The sequence below is a fragment of the Stenotrophomonas sp. GD03777 genome (assembly GCF_029842485.1).
Classification (GTDB): domain Bacteria; phylum Pseudomonadota; class Gammaproteobacteria; order Xanthomonadales; family Xanthomonadaceae; genus Stenotrophomonas; species Stenotrophomonas sepilia.
Map to the genome: position 1 here is coordinate 1 of NZ_JAOCGL010000101.1, position 13,806 is coordinate 13,806.

14 protein-coding genes are annotated in these 13,806 nt (G+C 67.6%); 2 read left to right on the plus strand and 12 right to left on the minus strand.

Annotated elements, in window-relative coordinates; translation table 11 throughout:
* Positions 1–88: 88 nt before the first annotated feature.
* The 6 genes from N5E02_RS17105 to N5E02_RS17130 are packed head-to-tail and all read right to left on the minus strand — an operon-like array spanning position 89 to position 5,889.
* A complete protein-coding gene (locus N5E02_RS17105; protein WP_061478167.1) occupies positions 89–1,084 on the minus strand; it encodes a phosphatidate cytidylyltransferase in 996 nt (331 codons plus the stop codon).
* Positions 1,081–1,710, minus strand: coding sequence for a lysophospholipid acyltransferase family protein (locus N5E02_RS17110; protein ID WP_005419712.1), 630 nt, complete (start codon positions 1,708–1,710; stop codon positions 1,081–1,083). The genes N5E02_RS17105 and N5E02_RS17110 overlap by 4 nt, the downstream gene beginning before the upstream one ends.
* Before the next feature lie 13 nt (positions 1,711–1,723).
* Positions 1,724–2,161: a hypothetical protein gene (locus N5E02_RS17115; protein ID WP_005419714.1), complete on the minus strand. Its 438-nt coding sequence runs from the start codon at positions 2,159–2,161 to the stop codon at positions 1,724–1,726.
* Positions 2,158–3,486 carry a phosphatase PAP2/dual specificity phosphatase family protein gene (locus N5E02_RS17120; RefSeq protein WP_279946538.1) on the minus strand — a complete coding sequence of 443 codons (1,329 nt, stop codon included), beginning with the start codon at positions 3,484–3,486 and terminating at the stop codon, positions 2,158–2,160. The genes N5E02_RS17115 and N5E02_RS17120 overlap by 4 nt, the downstream gene beginning before the upstream one ends.
* Positions 3,486–5,237 carry a bifunctional alpha/beta hydrolase/class I SAM-dependent methyltransferase gene (locus N5E02_RS17125; RefSeq protein WP_235649045.1) on the minus strand — a complete coding sequence of 584 codons (1,752 nt, stop codon included), beginning with the start codon at positions 5,235–5,237 and terminating at the stop codon, positions 3,486–3,488. Before N5E02_RS17125 ends, N5E02_RS17120 begins: the two co-directional genes overlap by 1 nt.
* Before the next feature lie 34 nt (positions 5,238–5,271).
* Positions 5,272–5,889, minus strand: a complete 618-nt coding sequence (locus tag N5E02_RS17130; RefSeq protein WP_065178833.1) for a CDP-alcohol phosphatidyltransferase family protein — start codon at positions 5,887–5,889, stop codon at positions 5,272–5,274.
* A 208-nt stretch (positions 5,890–6,097) separates the two neighbouring features.
* Here N5E02_RS17130 and purH point away from each other — a divergent pair, with 208 nt between their 5' ends.
* Both purH and purD read left to right on the plus strand, forming a co-directional pair.
* Positions 6,098–7,681, plus strand: coding sequence for a bifunctional phosphoribosylaminoimidazolecarboxamide formyltransferase/IMP cyclohydrolase (gene purH / locus N5E02_RS17135; RefSeq protein ID WP_065186299.1), 1,584 nt, complete (start codon positions 6,098–6,100; stop codon positions 7,679–7,681).
* A 61-nt stretch (positions 7,682–7,742) separates the two neighbouring features.
* Positions 7,743–9,026: a phosphoribosylamine--glycine ligase gene (gene purD / locus N5E02_RS17140; protein WP_065186298.1), complete on the plus strand. Its 1,284-nt coding sequence runs from the start codon at positions 7,743–7,745 to the stop codon at positions 9,024–9,026.
* 135 nt (positions 9,027–9,161) lie between these two features.
* On the opposite strand, the gene rpoH is transcribed toward purD, so the two are convergent.
* The 6 genes from rpoH to rhlB all read right to left on the minus strand — a co-directional run.
* Complete coding sequence (rpoH, locus tag N5E02_RS17145) at positions 9,162–10,037, minus strand: RNA polymerase sigma factor RpoH (RefSeq protein WP_005411269.1); 876 nt, start codon at positions 10,035–10,037, stop codon at positions 9,162–9,164.
* Between the two features lie 278 nt (positions 10,038–10,315).
* Complete coding sequence (gene ung, locus N5E02_RS17150; protein WP_005419723.1) at positions 10,316–11,029, minus strand: uracil-DNA glycosylase; 714 nt, start codon at positions 11,027–11,029, stop codon at positions 10,316–10,318.
* Entirely contained in the window at positions 11,026–11,868 is an 843-nt protein-coding gene (locus tag N5E02_RS17155) for a response regulator (RefSeq protein WP_005411271.1), read from the minus strand. Before N5E02_RS17155 ends, ung begins: the two co-directional genes overlap by 4 nt.
* Before the next feature lie 7 nt (positions 11,869–11,875).
* Positions 11,876–12,823, minus strand: coding sequence for a permease-like cell division protein FtsX (ftsX, locus tag N5E02_RS17160; protein WP_005419726.1), 948 nt, complete (start codon positions 12,821–12,823; stop codon positions 11,876–11,878).
* Positions 12,824–12,826: 3 nt separating this feature from the next.
* Complete coding sequence (gene ftsE, locus N5E02_RS17165) at positions 12,827–13,513, minus strand: cell division ATP-binding protein FtsE (RefSeq protein WP_005419728.1); 687 nt, start codon at positions 13,511–13,513, stop codon at positions 12,827–12,829.
* 115 nt (positions 13,514–13,628) lie between these two features.
* A partial coding sequence (rhlB, locus tag N5E02_RS17170) for an ATP-dependent RNA helicase RhlB (RefSeq protein ID WP_279946540.1) occupies positions 13,629–13,806 on the minus strand: 178 nt, incomplete at its 5' end.

The following is a 13,806-nucleotide window of genomic DNA, read 5'->3' on the forward strand; positions in this document are numbered from 1 at the left end:
ACGCCATGCGTGGATGGAAGCCCGGCAAAGTCAACCGCCCCCGCCCGTCAGTAGATCCACGCCATGCGTGGATGAAGGCCCGGTAGGATCACCCGCCCCCGCCCGCCTTCCAGTAATACCGCACCACATGGAAGAACACCGGCGCGGCGAAGCACACCGAATCCAGCCGGTCGAGCATGCCGCCATGGCCCTCGATCATGTGGCCCCAGTCCTTGATGCCACGGTCGCGCTTGATCGCCGACATCACCAGCCCCCCCCAGAACCCCATCAGGTTGATCAGCAGCGACAGGCCGAACGCCTGCAGCGGCGTGAACGGGGTGATCCACCACAGTGCCGCACCCAGCGCACTGGCACTCAGCACGCCGCCCACGAAGCCCTCCACCGTCTTCGACGGCGATAGCTTCGGGGCGATCAGGTGCCGGCCCAGCAGCTTGCCCCAGATGTACTGCAGCACATCCGAGGACTGCACCACGATCACCAGGAAGGCAAACAGCAGCACGTTGCGCGCCGGATCATGCCCGGGCACATGCAGGTTGAGCAGCAGCGGCACATGCGAGATGCAGAACACGCAGATCATCAGCCCCCACTGCACCTTCGCCGTCCGCTCCAGGTAGTGCGTGGTATCGCCACCGATGGTCGACAGGATCGGCAGGAACAGGAATGCGTAGACCGGAATCAGCAGCGTGTACATGCCGTACCAGTCGATCCACACCAGGTAGTACTGCCACGGCAGCACGATGTAGAACGCGGCCAGCAGCGCGTAGTAGTCGCCCGAGCGGGTCGGTGCCAGAGTGATGAACTCGCGCAGCGCGAACAGCGAGATGATCGCAAACAGTACGATCACCCCGGCGCGACCGAAGAACAGCGCCAGCCCGACCACGATCGCCATCACCCACCAGGCGCGGATGCGCGACACCAGGTTGGCGATCACTGCACTGGGCTGCCCACGCTGCCGCCAGCGCAGGGTCTCGGCCACCAGCGTGGCCAGCACCAGCACCGCGCCGACGCCGGCAAACAGCAGACCGGTCTGCTGGCCCACGCTGCGCGCGGCCAGGTCACCGGACACGTCCATCAGATAGCTCATGCGCGCCCTCCATTCGGCGCCAGGTCCAGCAGCGCCTGCCGGCTGCGGGCCAGGAATGCAGCCTTGTCCTCGTCGGCCTGCAGCCGCAGCGGCGTGCCGAACGTAGCCGTGCACAGCAGCGGCAGCGGCAGGAACCGGCCCTTCGGCATCACCCGCTTCAGGTTGTCGATCCACACCGGCACGAACTCCAGCTCCGGCCGTTGCCGCGCCAGGTGGTAGATGCCGCTCTTGAACGGCAGCAGCGGCTCATCGCCCACATTGCGCGTGCCTTCCGGGAACAGGATCAGCGAGCACTCTTCGTCGACCGCATCGCGCAGCACCTGCAACGGGTCCTGCTGGCGATGGCCGGCCTCACGCTCTACCAGTACACCGTTGAACACCGCATCGATCAGGTAGCGGCGCAGGCCGTCGCGCTGCCAGTATTCGGCGGCGGCCACCGGGCGTACCTGTCGCCGCAGCGCGGGCGGCATCGACGACCAGATCAGCACGAAGTCACCATGGCTGGCGTGGTTGCCGTAGTACACGCGGCGCTCGCTGGACGGCGCACAGCCGATCCACAGCGCACGGGCGCCGGTCACCACGTGGATCGCGCCACTGCAAGCGCGTGCAATCAGTTCGGCGAACATCGGTCCCTCCCGTTCACGTCTGCGGCCACACTACGGCCAGCACCAGTAGTGCGGCCTGCACTGCCGTCAGCAGGTACTGGCGCAGCAGCAGCCGGCGCATGCCGGCCCAACGCACGTCCCAGCCGCGCAGCGGCGCATCGGCCGGTGTGCGGCGCAGGCCACTGTCCTGCAGCAGCTGGTCGGTACGGCGTGCAGCGGCTTCGCCTTCCAGGCCTTCATCGCGCAACAGCTGCAGCAGGCTCGCGTCCAGCCCGACCCGCCATGCATGGTAGGCCTGCACGAGCCCAGCGCCCACACTGAGCAGCAACAGCCCGGCGGCGATCATCGCCAACCCCGCTTCGATGCCCAGCAGCAGCAGCGCCACCAGCAGCAGCCCCAGCGACAGCAGCGCGGGCCAGCGTCCCTGGCGCAGCAGCAGTTGCATGGTCGCCAGATCGGGAACGGCACTCATGCGCGCACTCCAGCCGCTGCGGTGATGGCTTGCAGATGCTCCGGGCCCAGCACGATGCCGGGGCGTGCCGCACGCACGATGGCGACCGCCGCTCCGACTTCCGCGGCATGGCCCGTGCGCAGCAGCCACGTCGCCACGCTGGCGGCACTGCGCGAATAGCCCAGTGCACAGCACACCAGTAACGGCCCCTGCGGCCGCAGACGCTCGATGGCCTCGGCGGCCTCGCGCAGCTGCTCCGGCGTGGGCACCACCAGGTCCAGCATCGGCACGCTGGCATACGCCGCACCCGGCGCGCAGCAGGACAGCTCGGCGCAGGCATCGACCACGCCCACCAAAGGTGCCGGCAATACCGTGCAGGGAATCCGGCCCAGCCACACGCCGTCCAGCACCGGCACCGGCTGCGGCGCACGCCGTGTCCACAGCCGCGAGTTGACCCAGGCGGCGCCCAGGTACGGTGCCAGCAGCCAGCGTGCCGCCATGGTCAGGCGACCATCGGCGCGCTTCTGGAACACCGCCGTGCCCAGCCCGGCATACGCCAGCGCCACCAGCATCAGCGACACCACCGGCCACAGCAGCCACAACGCCGTACCCCGCAGCAGGACCACCGGCACCAGCAGCACGGCGGTCGCCAGCAGGTACAGCGCAGCCAATCGCCACCGCTTGGCATGCCGCGCGATGCGCCAGGCCCGCAGCGGTGGCGTGCCCTGCTCCGGCCACAGCCACACGCACAGCCAGCCGGCCAGCAGCCCGGTCGGGATGTCGATGAAATGATGCTGGAACGTGGTCAGCACCGAGACGCCGATCAGCAGCGCCCACACATGCAGTACCCAGCGCCAGGCACCGTGCAGGTACTGCGCGAACTTCACCCACAGCACGATCAGCAGCACGATGTGCAGCGATGGCGCCTGGTTGAACGGCTTGTCGAAACCCAGCAGCACATCGAACAGCCAACCGAACACGCCGCCGATCTCCGGCCGCTCGAAACTGAAGCGCAGCGGCCACAGCAGGAAGCAGCTCACGGCGATCAGCTGTGCACTGAACAGCCGCAATGCGTGCCGGTCCAGTTCGAGGCGCTGCCGGCACAGGAAGAACGAGACCGCGTAGAACAGGTCGATCGACCAGTACGGCACGATCGTCCATGGCACGAACGGAATCTGCGTTTCCCAGCCGAACGCCATCACCGGCAGTTCGGCGTGGCGGCCGGCCACCCAGTTGGCGAAGCCGTAGCTGGCAAAGAAGAACGGGCCCAGCAGGGCCAGCCACAGCAGCGCGCGCCGCCAGGGGCGCCCCGCCGTGGCAAGCGGAGTTGCAGCCAGCGTCGCCATCACGCGGTCCGGCGTGCCAGCGACACAGTGAAGATGCCGAAGTCATCGATGCGCTGCGCCACTTTCTCGAAGCCGGCCAGGCGCACCAGTTCATCCATTTCCTGCTGGGTGCGGCGGCGCATCACCCAAGCAGCGCCACCACGATGACTGGTCAGCGCGCGGGCGATGAACTCCAGCTGCGGGTGCCAGGGCTGGCCGGTGTAGGCCAGGTAGCCACCCGTCGGCACCGTTGCGGCGATGCCCTGCAGCGAGCGCAGCACGGCGTCGTTGTCGGGGAACAGTTCGTACAGCCCCGATACCACCGCCAGCGTCGGCGCCGGGTCGACCTGCGCCAGCTGCACCGGATCGAACGCATCGCCCTGTTCGAAACGGGCGATGTCGGACGCACCGAGGCGCTCGATCAGCGCCTGGCCCTGGGTCACGTTCAGACCGCTGAAGTCGCGCAGCACGATGCGCTCGGCGCGTTGCTCGCCCTGGCCCAGCGCTTCCAGTACATAACGGCCATGGCCAGCGGCCACGTCCAGCACGCGCACCGGCATGCCCTGCCCGCGCAGGCGTTGGGCGGCATCGCGCAGCAGTTCCTGCAGGTGCCGACCGCGAATGCGGATGCCGCGCCAGCCGATCGCATCCAGGTAGTTGCGGTCGACCAGGCGCCCCAACGGGCCCTTGCCACGTGCTTCGTCGCGATAGATGTAGTCCAGCGTGCTGCCCGAATCGAAACCGGTCTGCAGGCCCAGTGCAATGCCTTCGGACAGTCTGCCGCCAAAGCGCAGGCCACCGCGCACCACGCGCCAGCGCAGGTCGGCCAGGCTGTTGCGCTCGGGCGGCCAGGCCAGGATTTCAGACTCCTCAAATGTCGGCCCATGGCGGTGCGCATCGCGCCGCGACAACTCGCGCAACGGTTCGGCGAATCGCGCCTGGATGAAGCTGCGGATACGTGCCAGTGCCGGTGCCCGATCACGCTCGCCCAGCGTGTCGTGGAAGAAGCCCGGCAGATGCACGCGCTCCTTGATCGGGCTGGACAGGCGCTCGTAGAAGCGGTCCTGCGGGCCACGGTGCACGACGAAGTCCGAGCCGGACACCAGCAACTGCACCGGCACGCTGATGGCCTGCGCATCGGCGACGATGCGATCGGCCGCCTCATACAGGCCCAGCAACACGCGCACCGAGATCGGCCGGGTGATCAGCGGATCGGTGCGGTAGCTTTCCACCCGCGCCGGATCGTGGGTCAGCCATTGCGGCTTGACGTAGCTGTTGACGAAGAAGTTGCCGCGCAGCTTCTGCATCAATGCCAGGCCCGGGCGTGCGAACGGCACGTACAGCTTCACCTTGAACGCCGGGGAGGCCATCACCAGCGCGCGCAGGCGTGGCGCGTAGTCGTGCACCCAGGTGGCGGCGACCACGGCACCCACGCTCTGCGCGATCACCACGATGTCTTCCGCCGCGATCCCATGCTCGGCGCCGATGTGGGCGATGAAGCTGTCCAGGTCGCGCACCAGCGCCGGAAAGCCCGGTGCATCGCCACGCGCGCCCGGCGAACGGCCATTGCCGCGCGCATCCCAGGCGAAGAAGGCGGTGTCAGGCAGGTCCAGCTCATCGACCAGGTGGGTGACCCGGCCGGAGTGTTCATGGCCGCGGTGCAGCAGCACGATGGCCTTGGTGGCCGGCGCTGCGGTGGTGCCCGCCCAGTACCGGTAGAACAGCGGTACCTGGTCGAAGCTGTGGAATTCCCGTTCCTGCGCCTGACGCATGCAATCTCCTGATTGTCTTTTTCTATCTGCTTGATTAATTTGGCGAAACTGCGGTTTCCCGCAGTCCGCGACGGACCCGGTTGATCATCGTCAGCACGCACAGCACCGCCATGGCCGCGGCCACGCCCGTGACCGTCAACGCGCCAACCCACTCAAACGCCAGCAGCAGGCCCAGCGCACCGATCACGAAGGCGCGGTCGCTCTTGCCCATCGGGCCGTCATAGCGGCGGCTGGCGCCGACCATCAGCCCCAGCACGCCAGCGTATTCGCTCAGCGCCGCGGTCCAGGCCAGCAGCCACAGCGGCTCCGGGCGCACGCCCGGCACGCTGAGCAGGCTCAGGTACAGCGCCGCATCGGCGATCACATCGCACAATTCGTTCAGATAGGCACCCAGCCGCGACTGCTGGCCGAATTCGCGGGCCAGCATGCCGTCCACCGCGTTGAGCGCCATGCGCAGCAGCATCCACAGCGGCAGCAGCAGGTACAGCCATGGCTGAGCCGGCGCGCAGCACCAGACGGCGCCGGCCACCAGCAGCGAAACCACGGCAGCGGCCACGGTCACCGCATTGGCGGTGATCCCCATGCGGTACAGGCCGCGTACGGCTGGACGCAGGAGGTCCTGAAAACGTCCTTTCAATGCATAGATCGACACGATCCGAACCCGCTGATCCTTGGCAGTTCCCGCACAGCCTACCCGATTGGGGCAGCGTGCCCCATCGAATTGATTGCGGACCGCCCCCGTCCAGACGGTGCTGAAGGCGGCCACAGGCCATCGGTGCGGGTTGATTGCCACCACCAGCGCCCGCCATCGGCCGCCACCGCCTACAATATCGGCCCCGCTCCGCTGCCGATTCTGTCCCATGACTGCTGATCTGTTGCCCGTCCGCCGGGCCCTCCTCTCCGTTTCCGACAAGACCGGTCTGGTCGAGCTGGCCACTGCGCTGGCGGCACGCGGCGTGGAGCTGCTGTCCACCGGCGGCACCGCCAAGGCGATCCGCGAGGCGGGCCTGGCAGTGAAGGACGTGGCCGAGGTCACCGGTTTCCCGGAAATGATGGACGGCCGGGTCAAGACCCTGCACCCGATGGTGCACGGCGGCCTGCTGGGCCGCTCCGGCCTGGATGACGCGGTGATGGCTGAGCACGGCATCGGCGCCATCGACCTGCTGGTGCTGAACCTGTACCCGTTCGAATCGGTCACCGCCAAGGCCGACTGCACCCTGGCCGACGCGGTCGAGAACATCGACATCGGCGGCCCGGCCATGCTGCGTTCGGCGGCCAAGAACTTCGCCCGCGTGGCAGTGGCCACCGACCCATCGCAGTACCCCGAGCTGCTGGCCTCGCTGGAGGCCAACAACGGCCAGCTGACGGCTGCCACCCGCTTCGCGTTCTCGGTGGCCGCGTTCAACCGCGTCGCCCAGTACGATGCGGCGATCAGCAACTACCTGTCGGCGGTCACCGCCACCGACGCCGCCGTGCCGGCCCGTGCCGAATACCCGGCGCAGATGAACTCCACCTTCGTGAAGGTGATGGACCTGCGCTACGGCGAGAACCCGCACCAGAGCGGCGCGTTCTACCGCGACCTGTACCCGGTGCCGGGCACGCTGGCCACCTTCCAGCAGCTGCAGGGCAAGGAGCTGAGCTACAACAACCTGGCCGATGCCGATGCGGCGTGGGAATGCGTGCGCCAGTTCGATGCGCCGGCCTGCGTCATCGTCAAGCACGCCAACCCGTGCGGCGTGGCCGTCGGCGCCGGCAACGGCGATGCCTACGAGCTGGCCTACGCCACCGACCCGACCAGCGCCTTCGGCGGCATCATCGCCTTCAACAAGCCGCTGGACGCCGCCACCGCCAAGGTGATCCTGGACCGCCAGTTCGTGGAAGTGCTGATTGCCCCGGACTACGAGCCGGCCGCGCTGGAGTACGCGCAGAAGAAGGCCAACGTACGCGTGCTGCGCATCCCGCATGGCGACGGTCTGAACAACTTCGACAGCAAGCGCGTCGGCTCGGGCCTGCTGCTGCAGTCGTCAGACAACCGCGGCATGACCCGCGACGAGCTGAAGGTGGTCAGCAAGCTGGCGCCGACCGACAAGCAGTTCACCGACCTGCTGTTTGCCTGGAAGGTGGCCAAGTTCGTGAAGTCCAACGCGATCGTCTATGCCAAGGACAACCGCACGATTGGCGTGGGCGCCGGCCAGATGAGCCGCGTGTACTCGGCGCGCATCGCCGGCATCAAGGCTGCCGACGCGAACCTGGTGGTCGAGGGTTCGGTGATGGCTTCCGATGCGTTCTTCCCGTTCCGCGACGGCATCGATGCCGCCGCTGCCGCCGGCATCAAGGCGGTCATCCAGCCGGGCGGTTCGATGCGCGATTCCGAAGTGATCGCCGCTGCCGACGAACATGGCCTGGCCATGGTGTTCACCGGCGTGCGCCACTTCCGCCACTGATCCGCATCACCAAGCCGGGCCCTGCCCGGCTTTTCTTTTCCGTTTCCGAGAACCCTGTCCCATGAAGATCCTCGTCATCGGCTCCGGCGGCCGCGAACACGCCCTGGCATGGAAGCTGGCCCAGTCCTCCCGTGTCACCGACGTGATCGTGGCGCCCGGCAACGCCGGTACCGCCAGCGAAGACAAGTGCCGCAACGTGGCGGTGAAGGTGACCGATATCGACGGCCTGCTGGCGCTGGCCCAGGCTGAAGGCGTGGCGTTGACCGTGGTCGGCCCGGAAGTACCGCTGGTGGCCGGCGTGGTCGACCGCTTCCGCGCCGCCGGCCTGCGCATCTTCGGGCCGACCGCCGCCGCCGCGCAGCTGGAAGGCAGCAAGGCCTACGCCAAGGACTTCCTGGCCCGCCACAACATCCCCACCGCGTTCTATGCCGTGCACACCGACGTGGACGCTGCCCTGGCCTACATCCGCGAGAAGGGTGCACCGATCGTGGTCAAGGCCGATGGCCTGGCCGCCGGCAAGGGCGTGATCGTCGCAATGACGTTGGCCGAGGCCGAAGACGCGGTGCGTGACATGCTCTCCGGCAACGCGTTCGGCGATGCCGGCGCCCGCGTGGTGATCGAGGAATTCCTCGATGGCGAGGAAGCCAGCTTCATTTCGATGGTGGACGGCGTGCATGCGCTGCCGATGGCCACCTCGCAGGACCACAAGCGCGTCGGCGACGGCGACACCGGCCCCAACACGGGTGGCATGGGCGCGTACTCGCCGGCGCCGGTAGTGACGCCGGAGGTGCATGCACGCGTGATGCGCGAAGTGGTGAACCCGACCGTGCAGGGCATGATCGCCGACGGCATCCCGTTCACCGGTTTCCTCTACGCCGGCCTGATGATCGATGCCAGCGGCGCGCCGAAGGTAATTGAATTCAACGTGCGCTTCGGCGATCCGGAAACCCAGCCGGTGATGCTGCGCCTGCAGTCCGATCTGGTCGAACTGGTCGAAGCGGCCATCGAGGGCCGGCTGGACCAGGTGGAAGCGCACTGGGACCCGCGCCCGTCGCTGGGCGTAGTGATGGCCGCCCGGCCGTATCCGGAATCGCCGATCACCGGTGATGTGATTTCCGGCCTCGGCGACGTGCCGGCCAGCGCCAAGGTGTTCCATGCCGGTACGGCATTGGATGCGCAGGCACAGGTGGTCAGTGCCGGCGGGCGCGTGCTGTGCGTGGCCGCACTGGGCGACAGCGTGCGTGATGCGCAGACGAAGGCCTATGCCGGCGTGGCCAAGGTGAGCTGGGCCAACGCGTTCCACCGCACCGACATCGGCTGGCGCGCGATCGCACGCGAAGAGTGACCGCCGTGCCGCAGCCACGCGCGGCGTGGCTCTACTGACACTGGGTAGATCCACGCCATGCGTGGATGAGGACGCCTCCGAAAAGAAAAGGCCCGGCAATGCCGGGCCTTTTCCTAGCTTCAACGCCATCCCGCCTTACGCGGTGAACAGCGCCTTCATCTTCTTCAGCGCGTTCGCCTCGACCTGGCGGATGCGCTCGGCGGACACGCCGTACTCGTCGGCCAGCTCCTGCAGCGTCACCTTGCTGTCGGCATCCAGCCAGCGACGACGGATGATGTCGCGCGAACGCGCATCCAGTTCGGCCAGGCCTTCGCGCAGCAGCTGCATCTGGTTGTCTTCGCTGTCCTCGCGCTCGTAGGCCATCGACGGGTCTTCGTCATCGGCAACCAGGAACGCAGCCGGCGACGGCGGGGCGTGCTCGTTGTCCTCGTCGGTCGGCGCATCGAAACCGATATCGCGACCGGACAGGCGCGACTCCATTTCCATGACCTCGCGCTCGGACACGTTCAGGTCCTTGGCCACCGCGCTGACTTCAGCCGCGTTCATCCAGCCCAGGCGCGTCTTCGACTTGCGCAGGTTGAAGAACAGCTTGCGCTGCGCCTTGGTGGTGGCGACCTTCACGATGCGCCAGTTCTTCAGGATGAACTCGTGCATTTCGGCACGGATCCAGTGCACGGCGAAGGAGACCAGGCGCACGCCCATGTCCGGGTCGAAGCGCTTGACCGCCTTCATCAGGCCGATGTTGCCTTCCTGGATCAGGTCACCCAGCGCGAGGCCGTAGCCGTTGTAGCCGCGGGCCACGTGGACCACGAAGCGCAGGTGCGAATGCACCAGCTCGCGGGCGGCGTCCAGATCGTTGCCGTCGCGGAAACGACGGGCCAGGTCCTGTTCATCATCGACCGACAGCACCGGGATCTGGTGCACGGCACCGATGTAGGCGTCCAGCGAACCGAGCGCACTGGGAATCGGGAGATTGTTTGCCACAAGGGCAGTAGAGGTGTTCTGGCTCATAGGCACCCATCTTAGCAGTCCGGGATTTTGACTGCTAAAGGAGGAAAAAGTTCCAGCATCCTATTGATGCAACACTGGTCCCAAACAGAGCCCTACCGTAGCGCGATTTGATGACAGTGGCGAGCACGCTTTTCGGGATTCACAATCCCTTGGAATTCAAGCAATTACCTGGCAGAAACCGGCCGATTTCAGTCAAGCGGAGCTGAACGGGCCGTTCTGCAGACCCATTCAGGCCGGGAGACGTTGCCCGGTGTTCAGGCCCAGCAGCCCGTCGGTGCTCAGAGCGCCGAACGCGGCGGCAGCGACCAGTCGATCGGGGCCTGGCCGCGGCGCTGCAGGTACTCGTTGGCCATCGAGAAATGCCGGCAGCCGAGGAAGCCACGATGGGCCGACAGCGGCGACGGGTGCGGCGACTTCAGCACGCGATGGCGACGGGTGTCGATGACCTTGCCCTTCTGCTGCGCATAGGCGCCCCACAGCATGAACACCAGGCCTTCGCGTTCGCGGTTGAGCACATCCACCACGTGATCGGTGAAGCCCTCCCAGCCACGTCCCTGGTGGGCACCAGCCTTGCCCTCTTCCACCGTCAGCACGGCATTGAGCAGCAGCACCCCACGTTGCGCCCACGGAATCAGGCAGCCGTGGTCCGGGCGCGGGATGCCGAGATCGCTCTCGATCTCCTTGTAGATGTTCAGCAGCGACGGCGGCACCGGCACGCCCGGCGGCACCGAGAAACTCAGGCCATGCGCCTGGCCGCGGCCGTGATACGGGTCCTGCCCGAGGATCACCACCTTCACCTGCTCGAACGGCGTGGCGTCGAACGCGGCGAAGATCTGCGGGCCGGGCGGGAACACCGCCGCGCCACTGGCCTTGCGCTGGCGCAGGAAGCTGGACAGCTCGCGCATCTGCGGCTGCAGCAGGTAATCGCCGACATGCTGCTTCCAGCTCGGTTCCAGCTGGATCGTCGGGGTGTCGGCTACTTCATCCATCATCGAATCAGGGGTCCATCGTTCAATCGGGCCAGGCGCAGCTGGAACAGCACCTTGGTGACCAGCAGCCGCTCTTCGATCGGCTTGAGCACCAGGTCATTGGCACCGGACTGCAGCAGCCCGGTCTGGTTGTGCGGGTTGCCGTCACCGGTCATCACCAGCACCGGCAGGCGGCGCTTGCCGTAACCGAAGTCCACGCGCACGCGCTGCACCACGTCGCGCCCGCTCAGTTCGCCCTTCAGGGTGACATCGGTCAGCACCAGGTCGATGCGGTGGCGGCTGCGGCCCAGCGACTCGGCAGTGAGCAGGGTGAATGCCTCTTCGGCGCTGACCACGTGCAGTACGTTCAGCTGCTGCCGCTCAAGCATGCGCTTGGTGGCCTCGGCCACCACGCGGCTGTCCTCGATGTAGAGGATGGTGGCGCCGGGGATGGTCTGCGGCTGCACATAGCCACGGATGAAGGTCGCCAGTGCCTCATGGCCCAGCGCCTTGTCGAAATAGTCGGTGACGTACTCGGTGAAGCGACGCTGCTCCAGGTGCTGCTGGGCATCGCCGGACACAACGATCACCGGCACATAGGCCTGGCCGGCGGCTTCGCGCACCATCCGCGCCAGCGCCAGGCCGTCGCCATCGCGCAGGGTCAGCGAGGTCGTCACCAGGTCCACCGGGCCTTGCGCCAGCGCCTGCTGCGCATCCTCGATGCTGTCGCAGCCGATCACCTCCACGCCCGGCAGGTCACGCTGCAGGACATCGGCGATCAGCTTGCGGACCAGCTTCGAACCATCGACCACCATCACCCGCGTCGCGGGCCCTTCAAGGTGCTTCAGCGCTTGCGGTTGCATGCCGGTCTCAGGTGTCGGTCGGGCGGGTCTGGCGGAGGAAGTGGCCGGTCACCAGCCAGGCGCCCAGCCAGCCCAGCAGCAGCGTGCCGACCAGGACCAGGCCGCCGTGCAGCAGGTCCAGGCCATGCAGCACGAACGGGCTGCCGTAGCTGCGCGAGAGTTCGGCCAGCGGCACGCGCAGGGCGGCACCGGCGGCGCCGATCAGGGCCAGCGCTACCGCGCCGGCGCCCAGCCCGTACCACGCGCCCAGGTACAGGAACGGGCGGCGGATGAAGCCATCGCTCGCGCCGAGCAGCTGCAGCACGCCGATCTCTTCGCGACGGGCCTGGATGTCAAGGCGCACCGTGTTGCCGACCACCAGCGCGGCGCCCACGCCGAGCAGCACCGACAGCACCTGCACCAGCCGTGCACCGAACGCCAGCCAGGCGTCCAGGCGCTGGCGCCACAGCGCATCGTGCTGCACCAGGTCGGCCTCGGGCAGGCTTTCCAGCGCGCGTGCCAGGCGTGCGTCGTCCTTGCCCTGGCCCGGGGTGATCACCAGCAGCGAGGGCAACGGATTGTCGTTGAGCGCATCGATCGCCTCACCGAGGCCGGCATCGCGCAGTTCCTGCAGGCCCTGCTCGGGTGTGCGCACATTCACTTCGGCCACGTCATCGCGGTCGCGCAGCTGGCCGGCCAGGCGAAGCGCACCGGGACCATCGATGTTGCCCTTCAGGAACACGTTGATGTCGCGCGACTGCTGCACGCTGCCGGCGAACTGCTTGAGGTTGTCCAGCGCGATCGACAGCCCCAGCGGCAACGCCAGGGCCAGCGCCATGACCATCACGGTCAGCAGGGTCGCCCACGGCTTGCGGCAGGCGCGGCCCAGGCTGAACACCACGCTGTGCACGTGGTGCTGGAACCAGACGCCCACGCGCGACGGGGCGGCGGCTTCGCTGTTTTCGTTCTTCGCCATCGGTTACTCCGCCAGGTCCTGCGGCGAGATGTCATCCACCAGCCGGCCGTGGTCGAGGATCAATACGCGCTTGCGCATGCGGCGCAGCAGCGGCAGGTCGTGGCTGACCACCAGCACGCTGGTGCCGCGCGAGGGCAGCTCGGCGAACAGGGCCATGATCTCCGCTGCCAGGGTCGGGTCGAGATTGCCGGTCGGCTCATCGGCCACCAGCAGCTTGGGCTCGCCGACGATGGCACGGGCGATGCCGACGCGCTGCTGCTCGCCGGCCGACAACTGCGAGGGCAGTGCCTTCTCACGATGGCCCAGGCCCATGCGCTCGAGCACTGAACGCACGCGCTTGTTGATGTCGCCACGGCGGGTACCACGCAGGATCAGTGGCAGCGCCACGTTCTCGGCAATCGAGCGGTCCATCAGCAGGCGGTGGTCCTGGTAGACCGCCCCCACCGCGCGTCGGTGGCGCGGCACGTCGCCGCCGCGCACCTTCAGCAGGTTGCGCTCGTCGAACACCACCGCGCCACGGCTGGGCCGCTCGTCGAGGTGGATCAACTTGAGCAGAGTACTTTTGCCCGCACCGGAATGGCCGGTGACGAACAGCATCTCGCCCGGCGCGACCTCGAAGCTGACATCGGTCAGTGCCTCGTGGCCACCGGCGTACTGTTTGCTGACATTGTCGAAGCGCAGGACACTCATGCCCCGATTATGCAGGACCGGCGCGACGGCGTGGAGATGGTCACGGGATCGGTAGTGCCGGCCGCTGGCCGGCACGCCCATGAAGCCACCCGACCAACGGTCGGGTGCTACAGGATCAGTTGCCCGACAGCATCCGGCGGATCTTGCGGCCGATGCGGGTCAGGAACGAATCGCCGGTATCGGCGGCGGTACGCACCGGCTTGGCCACCACCTGCACCGGGGTCACCGGGCTCGCGCCGTTGCCGGCGTTGGCCTGCACGCCCTCGGCACCCTCGACCGGACGGCCATGGCGA